Genomic DNA, 19,895 nt, shown 5'->3' with positions numbered 1-19,895 from the left:
TTTAACTCTATTATATATAACTATTTATTTATGAATACCAATATCAAACATGTATTGGCAGTGTCTGTACTAAGTTTGGCAGCTTTTACTTCTTGTAAGGAAGAGGCCAAAGTTGGGGAAACTGCAATGGCAGAAGAGAAGGTGCCGGGAATTATTCTTGAGAATATGGACCCTTCCGTTAGCCCTAAGAATGACTTTTACAATTACGTAAATGGTAACTGGATGAAAAATACCCAGATACCAGATGATGAAACCCGTTGGGGAGGTTTTACCCAATTGAGAAAAGATACAAGACAGGATGTTCTTGAGATCGTAAATACTTCCAAAGAGTTGGGAGCTTATGCTGAAGGAACCGACCAAAAGAAAGCCCTTTTAATTTATGAAACCGAATTGGATACCGTAGCGCGTAATGCTGCAGGCATTGCTCCAATTCAACCATTATTGGAGGCTATCAACGGCATTCAATCCTTGGAAGATATGCAAACCGTGTATGCTAAAACTACAGGTGTTGCTGCTCCTTTTGTAGGCATTGGTGCTTCTGCCGATTTGAACAACAGTTCAATGAACATTGCTTGGGTAGTACCAGGTGGTTTAGGTTTGCAACGTGATTACTATTTGGATCAAGATGCGAAGTCTCAAGAAATCCGTCAAAAATATGTAGCGCACATTGCTAGAATGTTGCAGTTCATCAATTATGATGAGGTTTCAGCTAAAGCAGCTGCCGACAAGATTTTGGCTATGGAAACCCAATTGGCAGAGCCTAGATTGGATAAAGTAGCAAGACGTGATGCAAGAAACTTTAATAACCCAACAGCTTTTGCTGATTTGCAAGCAATGACTCCTGCTATCGATTGGGCAAAGTTTGTCAAAGATATGGGAATTGAAAAGTCTCTTGATACTGTAAATGTAATGCAGCCTAAGTATATGGCCGCTGTTCAAAACTTTTTGGCAACTACTTCCATCGAGGATATCAAAACCCTAATGACTTGGGAAACTTTAGATGGTTTGGCTGGGTATTTAACTACCGGAATTGAAAGAGCTAACTGGGAGTTTTACCAAAAAACATTGAATGGAGCTAAACAAATGCAACCAGCAGACGAGCGTGCTTTGGGTACTGTAGATCGTGCTGCAGGGGAAGCGGTAGGAAAATTGTATGTGGATGCCAAGTTCCCACCAGAAGCTAAGGCGAAAGCTGAAGATATGATCCGTAACGTAATTACTGCCTTCCAAAACAGAATTACAGCTTTAGATTGGATGTCTGCTGAAACTAAGGAAAAGGCGGTTGAAAAATTGGGTAAAATGACCATTAAAATTGCTTATCCAGATGAGTGGGAAGACTATTCAAAAATGGCTGTTAAAGAAGGTAATGGTTATTTCCAAAACATGATGGCTGTCTCTGAGTGGTCTAACCAAAAGAATCTTTCTGAAATTGGAGAGCCTGTAGATAAGAAAGAATGGGGAATGTCTCCGCAAACTGTGAATGCATACTTCAACCCAATGAACAACGAAATTGTGTTTCCGGCGGCAATCTTACAACCACCTTTCTATAACTTCGATGCTGATGATGCTGTAAACTACGGAGGTATTGGAGCTGTAATTGGTCATGAAATTTCACACTCTTTTGATGATTCTGGATCACGTTTCGACGGTGACGGAAACCTTAAAAACTGGTGGACAGAGCAAGACTTAGAAGAGTTTACCAAGCGTGGTAACCAATTGGCTGAGCAATACAGTGCTATTGAAGTATTGGACAGCGTGTACATTAACGGTGCTTTTACTCTTGGTGAAAACATTGGAGATTTAGGTGGTGTATTGGGAGCTTATGATGCCCTTCAATTGGATTTCGAAAAGAATGGCAGACCAGAGAACATTGACGGATTTACTCCAGAGCAACGTTTCTTCATGTCTTGGGCTACAGTTTGGAGAACTTTAATGAGAGAAGATGCTTTGAGAACCCGTATCAAAACCGATACGCATTCTCCTGGTCAAGTAAGAGCTACACAGCCATTGAAAAACATCGATGCGTTTTACGAAGCTTTCGATATCAAAGAAGGTGACCCAATGTACGTGGCACCAGAAGATCGTGTAAGAATTTGGTAAGACGAAAGTCAAACAAAATTTTATAACAAAAAGGCGTTGGAACATTCCATCGCCTTTTTTGTTTTAATACGATTTATTGTAAATATCGAACACGTCAGTTCGAGTGAAATTCTTGCAAAGGATTTTGTATCGAGAACTAGTTATGAGTTTTTGCGTTTGCTTCTCGATACGATTGTTCTGCATGTATATGCGGACCAATCACCTGCCTGCCGCTGGCAGGCTCGAAGTGACGATTGGCCATTCCTGTGTGGGTTTAAATGATTGGGAGAAACGTCAGTTCGCGTGGCCTGCTTGCAAAGCAGGGTGTATCGAGAACCTTTGTTGCACTTCTTTTTGGGGGAGGAATCAAGTGCTATCAAATAGATCCTCCATTTTGTTCCACTTCATTTTGAAATCAGTCAATGACAAAGTGAGTTTCTCACTTTTCACTTATCACCACTTATGATTTAGAGGGTCTGGACAACAGGGCGTCTTTAGCCAATTGGGCCAGTTTAAAACTAGGGTCTACCGCTAAAGCATGGTTCAATAAAGCCAAAGCGCTTTCAACATTCTCGTCCTTGTTTTCATTGAATACCAAAATGCCTTTTAGGTATAAAAACCCTGCTTTTAAAGAAGCTTGGTAAGGTGGCTGAGATTCGTAATAGGTGCGTTTCATATCATCTGTGGCATTAGCCAATCCGTATTCTACACTGGTTTTGGCGCCCGCAAGATCCTGAACCTGCATTTTAAGGTCGGCAATTTCATAAGCCAAATATGGATTAGGCTCTTTAGCGAACAAGACTTCGTAATGTTCCAAAGCTCGCTGTGGTTGGTTGATGGCTTTAAGGGCAATGGCCTTTACTTCGGTGTTGAGGTTGGAGTCGTTTTGGTTTTTATCAATTCCAATAGTATTTAAGGCTTCCATATAGCGTCCTTCCGATACGTAAATGTAAGCTAGGGTGTCTTTTCGTGATTGGGTAGGCTTCAGCACGTCCAAATGTGTTAGCGCGTTAATCACACCTTGCACATCCCCATGTTCTTTCATTTGTTTATAATAGGCTTCGAAGTGTTTGGTAAGTTCGGAGTTGGTTTGGGCATTTAGGCCAAAACTCGCCAATGCCAAGACCATAAAAAATCGTTTTTTCATAGTTTCAAAGTTTAGGTTCTAAATCTATAAAAATTCAAATGATATTCTCTTAAAGAGATGCTAATAATTTAAGATTTGTATGAGGATAGTATGTGAGTTTAAAAGGCTTCTCGATACAATTGTTCAGCATTATCATGCCGACCAATCACCAACCTGCGGCTGGCAGGCTCGAAGCGACGGTATGCTATTCGTGTGTGATTTTAAATGATTGTAAGAAACGTCAGTTCGAGTGGCCTGCTTGCAAAGCAGGGTGTATCGAGAACTTATCGGCCAAAAAAGTTGTTACTTTTCATAATTATTTAAATTTCTTTTTAGCCAAGTTGGGGAGTGCATCAAACTTATTCGAGATCAAGGCTTCCTTTTTAGCTCTAGACCATTTTTTTATTTGTTTCTCAGAGGCAATGGCAAGATTGATATTAGTGAATTCGGCATAAAACACTAAATGGACGGGGCGACGTGTAAACGTATAGCTTTCTGGATGGATTCCAGTTCGATGTTCAAAGAGCCTTTTGTTTAAATTTGATGTGACGCCAGTGTAATAACTATTGTCGGAACATTTTAGGATGTAGACATAGGAGAGCTTCATATTTAAAAATATGAAATTTTCTTGAGTTAGCTCTACGTCAGTTCGAGTAGCCTGCTTGAAAAGCAGGGTGTATCGAGAACCATGGTGGGTGGTACAATTCCTCTCGATACAATTGTTCTGCATTATCATGCAAACCAATCACTCGAGGTGACGAACAGGTCGATACAATTGTTCCGCATTATCATGCCGACCAATCACTCGAGGTGATGGAAGGTATTTCAGTGCGGTTTTAAATGAGTGGGATAAACGTCAGTTCGAGTGAAATTCTTGAAAAGAATTTTGTATCGAGAACTATTGGCAAGAACCTATTCCAATTAACTGCTGAATTCTGAGAACTAAAAAGGGGCAGCCAATGGACTGCCCTTTTTTGAAGAGTTTTGTAGGAGTTAATCTATGAACCATAAAAATATGGAAAGGCTTAAGACTAGATATAACATGATTAAAAATAGCTGTAACCTGTATTTATAGATATATTTTCCCATAGAAGGATTACTCTTTAATGATTTTGATGGTTTTCTCTGCTCCGTCAATGTTCACTTTGGCAAAGTAAATGCCGTTAGGTAAGGCTCCCATGTTTACGGTAGACATGGTGTTGTTACCAGCAATGGCCAATACTTTTTGACCTACAACATTGTAGATAGCAACAGATGAAATCATGTTTGGAGATTCAAACGTCAAAGAGTTTTTAACTGGGTTTGGATAATATCTAAAGCCTTCAAAGTTTACGTCTACATTGCTTAAGGTAGCATCTGGATAGATATAGAAGGCATAGGTGGCTGTTTGTTGGGAATGCACATTTATTAAATAAGTAGACCCTGCCACAAGCTGTATTGCTTTTTCACCCGTTCCATTATTGCAATTGGTAAGACCTGATACATAGTTCGTATCTACAGAAGTACAATCACCAGTGTTATAGATGGTGTAGAACGTGTTGTTGCCTACTAGAATGTCAAAGTTAAAGTAGTAGGTTCCGCTGTTTTCCGCAGTGAATGAATACCATACATCTTCATAATAGCTAGCTGCACAGGTTAATTCTGCAGAGTGGTAAGCATTTGCAGTAGTTGCAGAAACCACATTATAGCTTCCGGAAGCATCTGAAGCTTGAATGGCAATCGCGTTGCTACATTCGTCATTGGCAATCGCTTCAGGAAGTTTGTAAGCGCAAAGCTCAAAGGTTTTTCCAAGGGTTATGTCGTTGTCCTCACCTTCGGATTGTACCGGAATGTAATAGGTGTTCCCCTCGGTTAAATAGATAGAGAAGTTAGAATTAAAGTCACACTCGTCTGTAAGGTCTGTAAGTTCACCACAGGTACCACCGTAAATATTAATTCTTTGGTTTATGTCCTCATTGGTATTGGTAAGGGAGATGTTATGGTATCCTGAGGTAGTGGGCGTAAAGCTGTACCAAACATCTTTATAATCGGTATTACATGCATTGTTTGCTGAGTGCGTTGCGCCGTAGGTAGCTCCAGATATAGCATTGTCACAGGTATTGTATGTGGAAAGGGTTAATGGAAGCGCCGAGTCACATTCGTCGTTAACCGGTGCACAGTAATAGATGGTAGACGGTGCAATAGAACATCCTAGGTCACTTGTAATTTCAATAGTTACAGCGGTTCCTGAAGCATAAGGACCAAAAGTTACTTGACCTAAAGCGCTAAGTTCTTCATCTTGGTAGGTTCCCCCATCACTTAAAGTTAAAGTAGTGGCGTTACCTATGGAAGTCACATCTACAGTTACCGAAAACTCTTGGTTGTCGCAATCTGCTACAGTGCTTAAGGAAGCAGCAGGTGTAATACAATCATTAGTGGTAATGTTAAGATTAAATTGGCTATTGGCAGTTGAAGAAGTACCAAAAGACCCAAAAACGAAATAATAGGTGTTACCTCCTTGTAATACCACATTATTTAGGTTGATATCATTAAATGTGCCATCCGTATTTTCAGAACCAGTAGTGCCAGATGCAATGCAGGTATCTGCTACGCCAATACAAGCATCCAAAACAAGAAGCGTAAGTTTTTGGTTTTCCACATTGGTGATAGCAATGTCAAGGGAAGTGTCTTCTGTTGTAGTAAGCGCATACACCATATCGGTGCCAGCAATACTGTAACCTGCTTCGTAGCAAGGAACACTTTCGTAATCATCTGAAAAAGGATTTAAACTTACAGCCGTCTGGTTGAAATTTCCAGTACCTAGGTCAATTTCAATAGGGTGGCTACAAACATCTCCCAAAAGCGGAGCTTCTTCTGTTGTGAAGGTTTGAACACTACAGTCGGTAGCGTTTCCAGCATTGTTATATGGGGTGATGGTTACATAGTAGGTAGTAGCATATTCCAAAGTATTGGAGAAGGTAAAGGAGGTGGCACTGCCCACATCGGTGGTTGCCACTACAGAGTCATCCTCAGCTGATAGACCAACCGCTATAGTATAGCCAGTAGGGCTTCCTGTTGCATTGTTCCAAGTAAGGGTAGGCATATCAATAGATACATTGCTGGAATCAGAAGTTAAGCTAGCATCACAGTTTGGGACTGTGTTGGATGCCTGAGTAATGTTGAGATTGTCAATGATATAAAAAAGGAGAAAGTTAGCAGTGACTTGTGTGAATTGGACTTTAAATTGAAAATTATTGCCGCTAGGCACCTCTGAGCCATCGATGGTAAAAGACATGGCTTGGCACGTGCCATCGTAGGTATAGTTGGAGTCATCTATGGTTTCCAAAATTGTCCAATCGGTTCCATTGCTAGTGTAAGAGTATACCACAGTTCCCCAATTGGCAAGAGGAGCTATTGGTTCAAAGTTTGCTGTATCCACAATTTTATGGTCAAAACTGATAGTGATATCTGTACCTATGGAAGTTTGCGCTGGGGTTGTTAAGGTTTTTGTGGCTAGGCTAGATAAGGACTGAGTTTCACAGGTAGTAAAAGGAAACATACCGCCATTATATTCCCAACCGGACGCCCAAGAAGGTTTAGAGCCATTAAAATCTTCGTTTAAAAAAACTTGGGAGTAGGTAAAAAAGCTACAGAGTAGCATGAAGAAAAGGGTAACTTTTTTCATTGGTGTTACTTGTTAAAGGTTAAAAAATGTAAAAATGTGTAGTTAGTGCTTTGTGTTATTGTTGTGTTTGTTTAAGTCTTTAATTGAAGAAAAATTTACCCTCAAAATTATAGGATGATTTTTGGGATACGAGTTTTGATAAGTGGGTTAACCTATAATTAACACGGTGTTTGTTTATGCAATTGCAAGGTGGAAAATGTAATTAGCGTGATTTCGGTATGGCTTTAATTATAAAAACCTTTTTCAAATCTCTGGTTTTTAATAAGCTTGAAAATATTTAGATTGAAAACACCCTCCTTAACTCTCGCTCAAGGAAGAAACGTCAGTTCGAGTGGCCTGCTTGCAAAGCAGGTTGTATCGAGAACTATTGCCAAGAACATAGTCTTAATACGGACCAATAAAAAAGCAGCCCATTGGGCTGCCTTTTTTAAAAGAGTTATGCGGGACTTATTCTACATACCATAAAAATATGGAAAGGCTTAGGGCTAGATATAATACAATTAGAAATAGCTGTAACCTGTATTTATAGATGTTTTTGCCCATAGACTAACTACTCTTTAATAATCTTGATAGTTTTCTCTGCTCCGTCAATGTTCACTTTGGCAAAGTAGATACCGTTTGGTAAGGCACCCATGTTTACGGTAGACATGGTGTTGTTACCAGCAGTAGCCAATACTTTTTGACCTACAACATTGTAGATAGCTACAGAGGAAATCATGTTTGGAGACTCAAACGTCAAAGTATTTTTAACCGGGTTTGGATAGTATCTAAAGCCTTCAAAGTTTACATCTGCATTGCTCAAGGACGCATCTGGGTAGATGTAGAATGAGTATGTATCTGTAGTTTCAGTACCATGTACGTTCATTAAATATGTAGATCCAGCAACTAATTCAACAGCGTTTGCGCCAGTGTTGTCACAAACTTCAGAAAGACCAGTTACAATACCTGCTGTTGCTGTGTCAGCACAGTTGGCAGTGTTGTACATTTTATAGCTTGGAGTCCCTGATGACTGCGTAAAGTTAATATTATAAGTACCGGTGCTTTGAGCGGTGAAGCTATACCAAACATCAATTGATGATGTGGTGCCACATTCTAATTCAGGAGAGTTTTTGGCATTTGCTAAAGATCCAGTAATGGTGTTACTACCACTCATGTCAGACTCTTCTACAACTGTAGCGTCACTACATTCTGATTCATCAGGATAGATGAAGAATTCGTATTCTCCATTTGCATCATTATGATGCGCATCCATTAAGTAGGTATTGCCAGCTACCAATTCTACTGCTTTTAATCCTTTGCTGTTACATGTGGTTAGCCCCTCTACAAGTCCGGCGGTTGCTGTGTTGCTACAATCGTCTGTATCATACATGGCAAAATTTGGGAAAGTAATGTTTAACTGCGAAAAATTAACGTAATAAGTACCAGTTGTTTCTGGAGTAAAGCTATACCAAACATCTATAGTAGACGAGGTGCCACATTCCAATTCTGCAGAGTAATACGCATTAGTTAAAATGCCGCTAATGGTGTTGCTACCATTTGCATCGGACTCTTCAACAACAATGGCATCGCTACATTCTGCATTAACTGCACCGTCTGCAGCCATAGTGGTACAAATTTCAAAGGTTTGCCCCGTTGTTTGGTAAGAACGGATCATGATATAATAGGTTGTATCAGCTGTAAGAAGTTCTGTCAATTCTGCTGTATGATCACAATCGGATTCTAAAGCCATTGCGCCGCAAGAGCCACTATATAATGAAATATTAACTGATCCAGAAGTATTTTGTACTGCAAAATTGTAATATCCAGTTTCAGTTGGTGTATAACTATACCAAACATCTATGGTATTTGAGGCACAATTGTTGTCAGTAGATAATGTTGCGGAATGGGTATAACCAGCAGTAACATTGGTACAAGTATCATCTTCAGAAAGTGTTAATGGTAATGCACCAGAGCATTCATCATTCAAAGGGGTACAATAGTACGTTGTAGATCTAGTGATGTCACAACCCAAATCGTTAGATATTGTAAAGGTTGGTACAAAGCCAGATTCGTAGGAATCAAAAGTTACTATTCCAGGGGCGTCAAGTGTTTGGTCTGCATTGATACCATCGCTTATGGTAACGGTGTTGGCATTTCCAATGTGTGTTACATTTACCTCAACCGAAAATTCATAGTTATCACAATCTGGTACGGCTGTCAATGTTGCTGCCGGAACAATACAATCGTTAGTAGTGATATCTAAATCAAAGACACTGTTTGTATCGCTGGTACTCTCGCTAGAAATTACGATATAGTAAATAGTGTCTGGGTATAATACGATATCTGTTAAATTTAAATCTGGATACACCCCAGAAGTTTCAGAATCCTCGGAAGTTGCTGATGCTATACAATAATCGGCAACATCTACACAAGCATCCAAGACATGAACTGTTGTTCTTTTATTGGCGATATTTGTTAAATCGATGCTGATTGAAGTAGTTTCAAATGAAGCAATAGCGTAAACCATATCCTTTCCTCCTGTATTATAGTTGCTTGTACAAGGGGAAGAGCTGTAGTCGTCGGAAAAACCTGCTATGCTAACAGCTGTAGCGGAAAAGTCGCCAGAATCGATATCAATTAAAATTGGGTTAGAGCAAACATCTCCTAATAGCGGCTCTTCTTCTGTTGTAAAGCTAGCTACCGTACAACCAGTAGCATCTCCAAACTCGTTATAAGGTGTAATTAGCACATAATACGTGGTTTCAAACTGAAGGTTTGGCAATTGGTATGAAGTAACGTTGCCAACATTAGTAGAAGCCACAACGGTATAGTCGCCTTCTATTAAACCAACCGCAAGTTTATAACCTGATGGGATTCCAGTTGCATTACTCCATGTAATTGTTGGAGACATTACAGAAACATCGGTTGTTGGAGATGTTAAAACAGCGTCACAGTTTGGTACCGTTGTAGCTGCTTGAGTAATGGAAACATTATCAATACCTCCAAGTAAATATACTGAAGGTCCTGTGCCAGATGTGGTTACAGTGTTTAAAGTAGCTCTAAATTGAAAGCTACTTCCGTCAGGTACCTCTGCTCCAGCGATAGTTGTGCTGTAATTGGCACATGTTTCAGAATAGGTGTAGTTGGAGTCATTGATAGTTGTTAGGGTTGTCCAAGTTGTACCATCGGTTGTGTATTCAAACACGAATGATCCCCAGTTCGCAACAGGAGCATAAGGAGGTCCAAAGTTTGAAATTTTATAATCAAAACTTACAGTAACATCGGTACCATTAGAAGTGGAAGCAGGTGAAGTTGCTGTGGTAGATCCCCCAGCCGATCCAAGTGCTTGTAGGGCTGCGTTGCTACATGCAGCATTAAAGCCGTCGGCAATGCTGAACTGATACCAGTCAGATGTCCATCCACCTGTACCTGAGTCAAAGTTTTGAACAATACTAATTTGTGAGTAAGTAATTATACTACAGAGTAGCATAAACAATAAGGTAACTTTTTTCATGTGTTTAAAAGTTAAAGGTTAATAATAATTTATTGTTGTGTAATTGGTTTCTTAACGGTTGTAGTTTTGCTGTTTGTGGTATAAGTACTACGCGTTAAATATATAGCACACTTGTTTTGGGCGTAATTTTATGAAGCCGTTTAACCTTAAATTAACCTCTGGTATATTTTGTTAAATAAAAAAGGGCAGCCAATTGGCTGCCCTTTTTTAAAGAGATATGTGGGACCTATTCTATATACCATAAAAATATGGAAAGGCTTAAGGCTAGATATAATACAATTAAAAATAGCTGTAACCTGTATTTATAGATATGTTTTCCCATAGACTAACTACTCCTTAATAATCTTGATTGTTTTCTCTGCTCCGTCAATGTTCACTTTGGCAAAGTAGATACCGTTTGGTAAAGCGCCCATGTTTACTGTAGACATGGTGTTGTTACCGCCAGTAGCCATCACTTTTTGACCTACTACATTGTAGATGTCTACAGACGAAATCATGTTTGGAGACTCAAACGTCAAGGTGTTTTTAACTGGGTTTGGATAGTATCTAAACCCTTCAAAGTTTACATCTTCAGTACTTAAGGATGCGTCTGGGTAGATGAAGAATGAGAAGGTAGCTATTTCGCTGTTACTGTTTGAATGAATATCCAATAAATAGGTTGTTCCTGCAACAAGGTCTACACTTGAATTTCCACTTACGCTACAGCTTGCGGTCACTCTGTTTTCTGTAGATATTGCAGCACAATCTGAAGTGCTGAACATGCTATAGAAAACGTTGCTTCCTGTAAGGATATCAATATCGATATGGTAGGTTCCTGTGTATTGAGGGGTAAAGCTATACCATACATCTTCATAGAAAGATGATAAGCCGCTACCACAATTTTCCATTTCAGTTGAGAAATATGCATTTTCATGCGTGCCTGTTATGGTGTTGCTGCCATTTTCATCAGATTCAGTTATTACTTGGGCGTCGCTGCACTCATCATTTGCAACGGCATCTGGCATTTTATAAACACAGATGTTAAAATCGTATCCAAGAACACCTGGTTGTACAAGGACATATACAGGAATATAGTATTGAGTTCCTGCGGTTAAAAAACGGATAATAGAATCCCCGGCAGAACAGATCCCTACTGCTGTAAATTCCGTTTCGCAACTTCCGCTTAATACGGAAATTTTAGGAGAACTATACTCTGTATCAAGGTTAAAGTTGTAGTAGCCATCCTCAGTTGGTGTAAAGGTGTACCATACGTCTTGATAAGAAGTGTTGCAAACATCCTCAGAAGAAAGGGTAGCAGCGTAGGTGTAGCCTGCCACGCTATTATCGCAGGTTTCATCAGTAGAAAGGGTCAAGTCAATGGCACCAGTACAAGCGTCATTGGTTGGAGTACAGTAATAGGTTATAGTTTCCATAATGTTACAACCTAAATCTGAAGTGATTGTATACGATTGGGTGGAGCCGTTAGTGTAGGGTCCAAAAGTAACTGATCCGATTCCGTCAAGTTCTTGGTCGTCGTTTACACCATCGCTAATAATTAAAGTTGAAGCATCTCCAAAGTAAGTGACCTCTACCTCTACAGAGTATTGCTCATTGTCACAGTCTGGAACAGCCGTAAGAGTAGCTGATGGAATGATGCAATCGTTAGCAGTTATGTTAAGATCAAACTGGGTGTTGTTTTCTGTGGCATTACTAGAGGTTGAAATTACGATATAGTAAATATTATCGGCAAGCAATACTTGTTCTTCTAATAGAAGGTCAATGTAAGGGGTTCCATATCCTGTGGCGGCGGAAGCTATACAGCCTTCTGCCACATCTACGCAGCTATCCAAAAGATATATATTAGCTCTTTGGTTGACAATGTTAGAGACGGCAATATCAACGGAAACATCCGAGAAAGGGGTGATAGCATATACTATTTCGTTTCCAGCCATCGTTGAACCGGTACCGGCGTTACATGGAGCATCATTGTAGTTGTCTTCATAGGCATCTAAGCTTACCGCTGTAGCAGAATAATCGCCAGCGTCAATATCAATAACAATAGGGTCTTCACAAATGGCTCCTTGAATAGGGGCATCTCTTGTTACAAAGCTATAAACAGTACAGTCTGTTGCGTTGCCAAACTCGTTGTAAGGCGTGATTAATACATAGTAGGTGGTAGAATATGCCAATGTAACTGGTACAGGGAAAGAAGTGGTGTCGCCGGCATCGGTGCTGGCTACTACGGTATAATCTCCCTCAGTTACCCCCATAGCAATATTGTAGCCTGTAGGGTATCCGGTGGCAGCACTCCAAGTAATTGTAGTGTTGATTGGTACTTCTGTGGTCGCAGATGTCATTGCTGCATCACAGTTAGGTGCCACAGCATCTACGGTTGTAAATGTGAATTCTGTACAAGATGCCGTACCTATGGCATTATAAGGGGAAATTAATACGTAATAGGTTGTATTATATTCTAAATCGGTTAATTCATATGATGTTGCAGTTAATGCATCAGCATTGTCAACGACGTCATATACACCAGATTCTGAACCTACACTTACAAAGTAACCTGTTGGCAAACCTGAAGCTTCACTCCAAGTAATGGTGGTGTCTACAAAAACATCGGTAGTTTCAGAGGTGAAAGTCACGTCGCAGTTTGGTACTTCTGTTGCACTTTGAGCAAAAGAAAGGTTGTCAATTACTGCCCAGGTGTTTGTAGTGGCAGTAACCACATTTAAAGTACCTCTCACTTGGAAGTCACTATCAGCGGGTACATCAGTGCCAGCAATAGTATAAGAGGCTGATTGACATGTTGTGCTATACGTGAAATTACTATCATCAATAGTTGCAAAACTAACCCAGTCGGTGCCGTTAGTGGTGTATTCAAATTCCAAAGATCCCCAATTTGCAGCTGGAGCAGCACTTGATGCAAATTGAATTTCTGCCCTGTCAAAAATATTGTAATCAAAGTTAATTACTATGTCTGTACCATTGGATGCTTGAGATAGATTGGCTGTTGTAAAGGTTTTTGTGGCTCCTGCCGCACCAAAGGCACCAAGGAATTTCGAGCCGCAATGCATCCCATTTGTCCAAAATGAAGCACCTATTGCTGCCCATTCGCCAGTGCCCGTCCAATCGGTTGGTACCTGATTGTTTGAAGTTGTTTCAAAATCTTGGGTCACAAGAATCTGTGACTGAATCATAAAGCTACAGAGTAGCATAAATAAAAGGGTAACTTTTTTCATGTGTTTAAAAGTTAAAGGTTAATAAACTATAATTGTGTAATTGGTTTCTAAAGGTTGTGATCTTGTTGTTTTTGGTTACAGAAACAGTATGGATTGCTTCTTCCATTGCGTCATTCTTGATCGCATTTTATCCTGTTATTTTTAACGAGAATAGCTTGTGCTCTCAGCTGTTTGCTGGGTTTTAGGCCTAAAAACATTTGGTAGTTAGCCGGACCTAAAATTTGAGATGTAGGAAAAATCAATAGCATTAGCTGTGTTTTCGGTTATATGATAAAGTATTCTTAAAAATATGAGATACTTTGTGAGATTAATTAAATAATTAACCTATTAACCTTAATTTAACTTAGAAGTATTTTTTGTAAGGATAATTATACGTATGTAAGATTAATGAATACGCGGATTTGTGTTGTGATTTAAGCTGGTGTTGGTAGTTAGAATTCCAGCCCAAAGTCGCGAATGCGTTTAATTGTGAAATCTTCATTTTCGTTAAAATATTTACCAACCTTGGTTATATAAACGTCCATGCTTCTTTCTAAGAAAAAATTGTTGCCATTTCATATTTTTAGAAAGGATGTCTTCCCTGCCTACCAATTGGTCTTTTAAAGAAAGTAAATGAGTTGAGTTTTTCTATTAGTAAACGAAGGGTCGGTAGGATGGCTCCTTAAAAGGGCATTTCTGTAATCAAAATGTAGCTGCTAAATAAGGTGATGTTTTGGTTAACATGCAATGCTGCACAAATAGTTGTTGTTAGGTACGGTTGGGATGGTTTTAAGGAGCAGTACAAATTCTTAGAGGTCAAATGGTTTTGCAATGTAGCAGCCTAACATTGAATCTTTAATTCTGTCTTCTTTGATTTTGTGACTCATTAAGTTCAGCAAAAGCATTTTGGGGTCTTTCTGTGTTATTTTTTGGACTATGATAAACGCGTTCGTTATGGGCATAATCACATGCAATACACAGAGGGCTATGGCGTTTGGGTTGAATGGTTCTAGACCCTCTTCGCTATTTTTGGCTTTTCTATATTAAGCTTGTTACCTTACTTTAGGCTATAATATTTCTCAGTGTTGGTTTGTGTTCTAAGCCTATGATGGTAGCTGGAATTCCAGTCCCAACCCGCGGATGCTTTTTATGTTGATGTCTTCATCTTCATTAAAGTATTTGCGCACCTTGCTTATGTACACATCCATGCTCCTTCCTGAGAAAAAATCGTTGGTGTTCCAAATTTTGGTAAGGATGTCCTCCCTGCGTACCAATTTGTTTTTGTTATTGTAAAGGAAGTAGATGAGTTGGGCCTCCTTTTTGGTAAGGGAATGGGTAGTGGTATTGCTTTTTAACAAAGAGTTTTTATAATCAAAACGATAGCTGCCAATAGAGATAATGTCCCTGTCGCCATATTCACGCATTACAAACTGCTGTTGTTCGGTACGTTTGATAATGTTTTTAAGACGTAGTATAAACTCTTCCGGGTCGAACGGTTTTACAATGTAATCGTCGGCCCCCAATTTAAGCCCTTTTATTTTGTCTTCCTTGGTTTTGCGTGCCGTTAAATACAAAAAGGGCATTTCTGGATCTACCTGTGTAATCTTTTTTGCCAGGGTAAAGCCGTCCATTTTGGGCATCATCACGTCCAAAACACAAATATGAAAGGTGTTGTTGTTGAACAATTCCAGGGCTTCCTCTCCATTTTTGGCCCATTCTACATTGAATTTGTTACTTTGAAGATACTGTGTTAACATACCTCCAAAATCGTGGTCGTCTTCTGCTAGTAGTATGTTTTTCATTGGTTAAAAAGTATTATGGTGAATTCAGTTCCGTTTCCTTTATTGCTGCTTACCGTGATTTTTCCAGAGTGGGCCTCGATGATCTGGTGGGTGTAAAATAATCCCAATCCCAATCCTTTATAATTGTGGGTGTCCTGTTCACTAACACGGTAAAACTTGTCAAAGATGAATCGTTGGTGTTTTTTAGGGATGCCTATACCATTGTCTTTAATTGTAATGAAATGGGTACGTTCCTTAGGTATATAATCATAGTCCAGGCTTACTGAAGTGCTGCCATATTTAACGGCATTGCTCAAAAGATTGTTAATAGCCGTGCTGATGTAAAATTTATCGGCAGAAATAAGGATAGCGTCCTTACGTATGTTCGTACTGATGTCAATATCTTCCTTTAGGCTAAGTTTAAAGTCGTCTACAGTTTCCCTTAGAAACTGTGGCATGTTGAAAATTTCTTGGTTGAGTTCAATTTCCTCATACCCCAAACTGGTATTGAGAACTTGGTCAATCAATTTTTGTAACCTTAAATTTTGACGATTAATGACCTCAAGAACACCAGAATTGAAAAGCCCTTTGTATTTGGATGCTTCATTATTAAGGTTTTTGATGGCAATGGCCAAGGTAGACAATGGCGTTTTTAGCTCGTGTGTAATATTGTTGATAAAATCGGTTTTGATGTCGGCCAACTTTTTTTGTTTCAACAGACTTTGGATGGAATAAAATAAGATACCGGTAACAAATAAAAACAACAGACAGGCTAACAATAATACGCCAGACATTTGCTTTATTAAATAACCGCTCCAACCTGTTGATTCAGACATGAACACTTTGGTTTTGAGTTCAAGCATGTAGGTATAAGATTTCCCATTGATATCTGCCACAAGGCCTTTGGTAAAGGTTGCGTTATTAATCAATTTTTGTTGGCTGTTTTCTGTAGCCTTATAAGGAGTTCCTAACAGCAGCAGGGTACTGTCTTTTTCTTTATAAATCGTTTCGGCATTGCCCAAGGTATCATGTAGCACCACGGCTATTAATGTTTTTTGAACCGAAATATCTACAGGTATGGTATATTCAGAAAAACCTTTATCAACTTCTTCTAGAAAATAAGGGTTTAAAGTGGCAGCCTTTTGTTGGATGTTGGTGATAACCTCTTCTTTGGAAATTTGTTTGTTTTTATAGGCCTGGGCTTGTTTTATGGCGTCATTTCGCAATTCCCAAAGTAAATATTCAACAGGCTCAGAATTGTAGATTTTGGTGAAAAGGCTCTGGCTTTCATATTGGGCCGTAGCTCTTTTCAACTGGTAGGTGTTACGGATCAAGTACACCTGAATGGCGGTGAGGGCCAAAAGGGTACAAATGGATCCGATAATGAGAAGTTTTGTCTTGTCAACCAGTTTCATGGTCTTAAAATTATGTTAACAAAGAAAAACAGGCTTCGAAATTATTTCGTGTTAACGTTCTATTAACATAGTGTATTCTTACAAAAATGACGATTTTAATGATTTTTATGTAGAGTTATTTAAAATATCGTGTAGGATTATTTGCATAAGAATGAAAACACTCAATTTAAATCAATGGACTTTTTGATCATGACCGCATCATTGTTAACAAAAGGCTTTGGGATCATGCTAGCCGGTCTTTTGTGAACCTCAAACATGGGGTTGCTGGGCAGGTCAAACGAGATTTCTACGTATTCCAAAAGCAAAGGATTTTCCTTTGGAATAGAAAGTTCAATTTCCATAAAGCTGTCATCTACCACCGAGTAGGCAAACAATTGCTCGCCTTTACGGTGTTCCAATACATATTTGGACTCTGGTGTGCTTCTAAAATTGTAGCCATTCATTTTAAAATTGGTAAAATGTTGAGTTGAATCGGCAAACAATACTAGTTTATGTACTTTACGTTGAGGTGAGACCAGCAGTTTGACATGCCGTTCACTACCAATTACAGTATCCTTTTGAATGTCTATTTGAGGACGCGGTAATACTTTTACATTGGCTTGGTGGGTGTAGCTTATTTTGGTACCATATTTACTGGAACTATTGTATTTGGACAAGGTGTCATTGGCGGTTGGGGTTTCAGATAGGAAAGCTTTGGTCCAAGGGTCCAATAGTTGGTCGTACGTGGCCCAAAGCGCTTTGTTGGTGTCGGCATCCAAGAAATAGATCAAACTGTTGGGTTTAGGGCGTTCCTCATTAAAGTCGGAATTTATATGTGCCGAAATAAAGCAGCCTATGGCTACAATAAATAGGAAATAGGCCCAGCGGTTTTTATATCTGGAAAAGCCAAATACAGAGATGCATAATGAAAAGATCAGAGAGACCAAAACGGTGGTGGCTACCAAAAGTTTTAAGCCGAGTCCAACGGGGAACATTTGTACAAAGGGTACCAAAATCCATAAGGTTGGAAAGAGCAGTAGGGCCATTAATAGAATGTTGGGACGTTTTTGACGAACCAGCACCCACAGACTGATTAAACCAAAATAGACCGGTATGATAAAAAAGCTGGCGCCTTTAAGGTAGATGGCCATAAGTGTACAGATGATCAACCATAAAAATAATGGAGGCACCACCAAGCTGGCTGTATTTTCGGGTTTGTAGACTTTGTTGTAGAGCCACATGCAAATGGCGGTTGACAATATGGAAAATGCCAAGATATAGGTGTGTCCGTTATAGGTGAATCCTTGAAGGACTTCATTATATTGAGGGTAAAATACCGTTAGTACTCTCCAGCCTCCAACACCTATGAGACCATTCAATAATATGGCCGCAATTCCCGGTATAAAGCCAATGGCCATGTGTTTGGAATTAAGCATGCGTTTTTTTAATCCGTAAAACACCAGACCTAAAAACAAAACGATAGCAACAATAAGCATTGGGACAATCCAAGCAAAGGGATAACTTATGGTTTTAAATAGCGGAATGTTGAAATACACATCGTCCTCATCGCTTTTTAAATCTGTTAGATCTGCATTGGCAAAATAATGGAGCAGGGGCATAAGGTAGCTGCCTTGGTGCTCCAAGGAAGATCGATCCAATCGTTCAAAGGTATCCAAGGCGGTATGGTAATCGAAATGGTCATCTACAAAAGCGAAGTTGAATCCATCAATATCGCCATCTTCCCTAAAACTGGTAAGGTCTGTATCATTGGGTAGCTTTTTATAGACACTATAGGCCAAGGAATTTGCTACGGGATATTGTGGATGGGCACTTATAAAGCCTTGCAGCAATTTATGGTTGCCCCCATTGGTCTCCACCAGCATAAAACTGGGGCCGCCACTTCCGCGGGATTCAAAATTTAAAACCAGACCTACATCCTTTGCCCAAGGGTGTTCGTTTACAAAAAGTTCGGCGCCATTGAGTCCCAATTCCTCGGCATCGGAAAGCATTACGATAATGTCGTTTTTGGGTTGTTTCCCTTCGTGCAGAAAGGCACGAAGGCCTTGCAAAATAGTCACCACCCCAGAGCCAGCATCACTGGCACCCAAGGAGGAATGCGGGTTGCTATCATAATGGGACAAGAGCAATAGTGCCTTGGTGCTGTCCGTTCCTTTTATTCGGGCCAAAATGTTCTTGGCCTTGGTTATGCTTCCCCATTTTTCATTGTGACTGTAGCCTTCCTGAATTTGGGTTTCCAATCCTAAGGTCTCCAGAACATTTACAATGTAGTTTCTTACTTTTTGATGTTCTGGAATACCAACATAATGCGGTTGTTTTGAAATTTCCTTAAGGTGTCCCAAAGCCCTATCTGTGGAAAATTCAGTATCGGTAGTTTCCAGACCAGAAATTGAAGTGGGTTTTAGGGCGAGAAAACTCCAATAAATGGCCACAAGAATCAGTGCTAAGGCGATAACTTTTTTTAGCATGGGAAGAAATGTTAGTTAGTTCATCTTAAAAGTACTGAATATTTTGCTAAAATTCGCTTTAGGTTAAATGACTTAAATTCAGTAAATTTAGAAGGAATTAAAATTTTAGGTTATGGGCATTAAAAGTTTTCAGGGGTCGAGAAAGCAGCAAAGCAATACGGTAGAGGAGACCCCATTTAGGGTTAGAGATTATATGAGTACTACATTAATTACATTTAAGCCAGAGCAGTCTGTAGAGGAGGTGATCAAGTCGTTAATTGCCAATCGCATTTCTGGTGGTCCTGTGGTAAATGACAATTATGAATTGGTTGGAATCATTTCTGAAGGAGACTGTTTAAAGCAGATTAGTGATAGTAGATATTACAATATGCCAATGGAGCAGGACAGTGTGGAAAAACGCATGATAAAAGATGTAGAGACCATAGATGGCAATATGAATGTATTTGACGCTGCCAAGAAGTTCTTGGACTCAAAAATTAGACGGTTTCCCATTGTAAAGGATGGTAAATTGGTTGGGCAGATTAGTCAAAAAGATATTTTAAAAGCAGCCCTTCAGTTGAAAGGGCATAATTGGAAATAAGAAGGATTATTTGAACGTGATACAATCACGCTTCAGTTGGGTTTGTTAAATAGGATGCAGCGATACTTATTATAGTGTCGCTGTATTTT

Annotated in this window: 10 protein-coding genes; 2 read left to right on the top strand and 8 right to left on the bottom strand. The window is 39.5% G+C overall.

What is annotated here, in order from left to right; translation table 11 throughout:
* Nucleotides 1-30: 30 nt before the first annotated feature.
* Entirely contained in the window at nucleotides 31-2,100 is a 2,070-nt protein-coding gene (locus ZA05_RS04265; protein ID WP_053990447.1) for a M13 family metallopeptidase, read from the top strand.
* A gap of 439 nt (nucleotides 2,101-2,539) precedes the next feature.
* On the opposite strand, the gene ZA05_RS04260 is transcribed toward ZA05_RS04265, so the two are convergent.
* From ZA05_RS04260 to ZA05_RS04225, 8 genes are all read right to left on the bottom strand, one after another.
* The gene (locus tag ZA05_RS04260) at nucleotides 2,540-3,226 is read right to left on the bottom strand and encodes a M48 family metallopeptidase (protein WP_053990446.1); all 687 of its coding nucleotides are present in this window, start codon (nucleotides 3,224-3,226) and stop codon (nucleotides 2,540-2,542) included.
* 295 nt (nucleotides 3,227-3,521) lie between these two features.
* Nucleotides 3,522-3,812, bottom strand: a complete 291-nt coding sequence (locus ZA05_RS04255; RefSeq protein ID WP_053990720.1) for a GIY-YIG nuclease family protein — start codon at nucleotides 3,810-3,812, stop codon at nucleotides 3,522-3,524.
* A 489-nt stretch (nucleotides 3,813-4,301) separates the two neighbouring features.
* Nucleotides 4,302-6,869 carry a T9SS type A sorting domain-containing protein gene (locus ZA05_RS04250; protein ID WP_053990445.1) on the bottom strand — a complete coding sequence of 856 codons (2,568 nt, stop codon included), beginning with the start codon at nucleotides 6,867-6,869 and terminating at the stop codon, nucleotides 4,302-4,304.
* Between the two features lie 550 nt (nucleotides 6,870-7,419).
* On the bottom strand, nucleotides 7,420-10,362 hold the full coding sequence (locus tag ZA05_RS04245; RefSeq protein WP_053990444.1) for a T9SS type A sorting domain-containing protein: 2,943 nt from the start codon (nucleotides 10,360-10,362) through the stop codon (nucleotides 7,420-7,422).
* A 329-nt stretch (nucleotides 10,363-10,691) separates the two neighbouring features.
* Nucleotides 10,692-13,586: a T9SS type A sorting domain-containing protein gene (locus ZA05_RS04240; protein ID WP_082333669.1), complete on the bottom strand. Its 2,895-nt coding sequence runs from the start codon at nucleotides 13,584-13,586 to the stop codon at nucleotides 10,692-10,694.
* Nucleotides 13,587-14,668: 1,082 nt separating this feature from the next.
* Nucleotides 14,669-15,367: a response regulator transcription factor gene (locus tag ZA05_RS04235; RefSeq protein ID WP_053990442.1), complete on the bottom strand. Its 699-nt coding sequence runs from the start codon at nucleotides 15,365-15,367 to the stop codon at nucleotides 14,669-14,671.
* A complete protein-coding gene (locus ZA05_RS04230; RefSeq protein WP_053990441.1) occupies nucleotides 15,364-16,761 on the bottom strand; it encodes a sensor histidine kinase KdpD in 1,398 nt (465 codons plus the stop codon). Before ZA05_RS04230 ends, ZA05_RS04235 begins: the two co-directional genes overlap by 4 nt.
* Nucleotides 16,762-16,922: 161 nt before the next feature.
* A complete protein-coding gene (locus tag ZA05_RS04225; protein ID WP_053990440.1) occupies nucleotides 16,923-19,226 on the bottom strand; it encodes a M28 family peptidase in 2,304 nt (767 codons plus the stop codon).
* A 112-nt stretch (nucleotides 19,227-19,338) separates the two neighbouring features.
* Here ZA05_RS04225 and ZA05_RS04220 point away from each other — a divergent pair, with 112 nt between their 5' ends.
* The gene (locus ZA05_RS04220) at nucleotides 19,339-19,806 is read left to right on the top strand and encodes a CBS domain-containing protein (protein ID WP_053990439.1); all 468 of its coding nucleotides are present in this window, start codon (nucleotides 19,339-19,341) and stop codon (nucleotides 19,804-19,806) included.
* Nucleotides 19,807-19,895 lie beyond the last annotated feature (89 nt).

Source organism: Mangrovimonas sp. TPBH4, from assembly GCF_001280505.1.
Taxonomy (GTDB): Bacteria; Bacteroidota; Bacteroidia; order Flavobacteriales; family Flavobacteriaceae; genus Mangrovimonas_A.
This window is presented reverse-complemented; position numbering and strand designations above follow the sequence as displayed.

What these genes read in the sequence shown, in the direction of transcription:
- ZA05_RS04265 (WP_053990447.1), top strand. Translation starts at nt 31, where the DNA reads ATGAATACCAATATCAAACATGTATTGGCAGTGTCTGTACTAAGTTTG.
- ZA05_RS04260 (WP_053990446.1), bottom strand. Translation starts at nt 3,226, where the DNA reads ATGAAAAAACGATTTTTTATGGTCTTGGCATTGGCGAGTTTTGGCCTA.
- ZA05_RS04255 (WP_053990720.1), bottom strand. Translation starts at nt 3,812, where the DNA reads ATGAAGCTCTCCTATGTCTACATCCTAAAATGTTCCGACAATAGTTAT.
- ZA05_RS04250 (WP_053990445.1), bottom strand. Translation starts at nt 6,869, where the DNA reads ATGAAAAAAGTTACCCTTTTCTTCATGCTACTCTGTAGCTTTTTTACC.
- ZA05_RS04245 (WP_053990444.1), bottom strand. Translation starts at nt 10,362, where the DNA reads ATGAAAAAAGTTACCTTATTGTTTATGCTACTCTGTAGTATAATTACT.
- ZA05_RS04240 (WP_082333669.1), bottom strand. Translation starts at nt 13,586, where the DNA reads ATGAAAAAAGTTACCCTTTTATTTATGCTACTCTGTAGCTTTATGATT.
- ZA05_RS04235 (WP_053990442.1), bottom strand. Translation starts at nt 15,367, where the DNA reads ATGAAAAACATACTACTAGCAGAAGACGACCACGATTTTGGAGGTATG.
- ZA05_RS04230 (WP_053990441.1), bottom strand. Translation starts at nt 16,761, where the DNA reads ATGAAACTGGTTGACAAGACAAAACTTCTCATTATCGGATCCATTTGT.
- ZA05_RS04225 (WP_053990440.1), bottom strand. Translation starts at nt 19,226, where the DNA reads ATGCTAAAAAAAGTTATCGCCTTAGCACTGATTCTTGTGGCCATTTAT.
- ZA05_RS04220 (WP_053990439.1), top strand. Translation starts at nt 19,339, where the DNA reads ATGGGCATTAAAAGTTTTCAGGGGTCGAGAAAGCAGCAAAGCAATACG.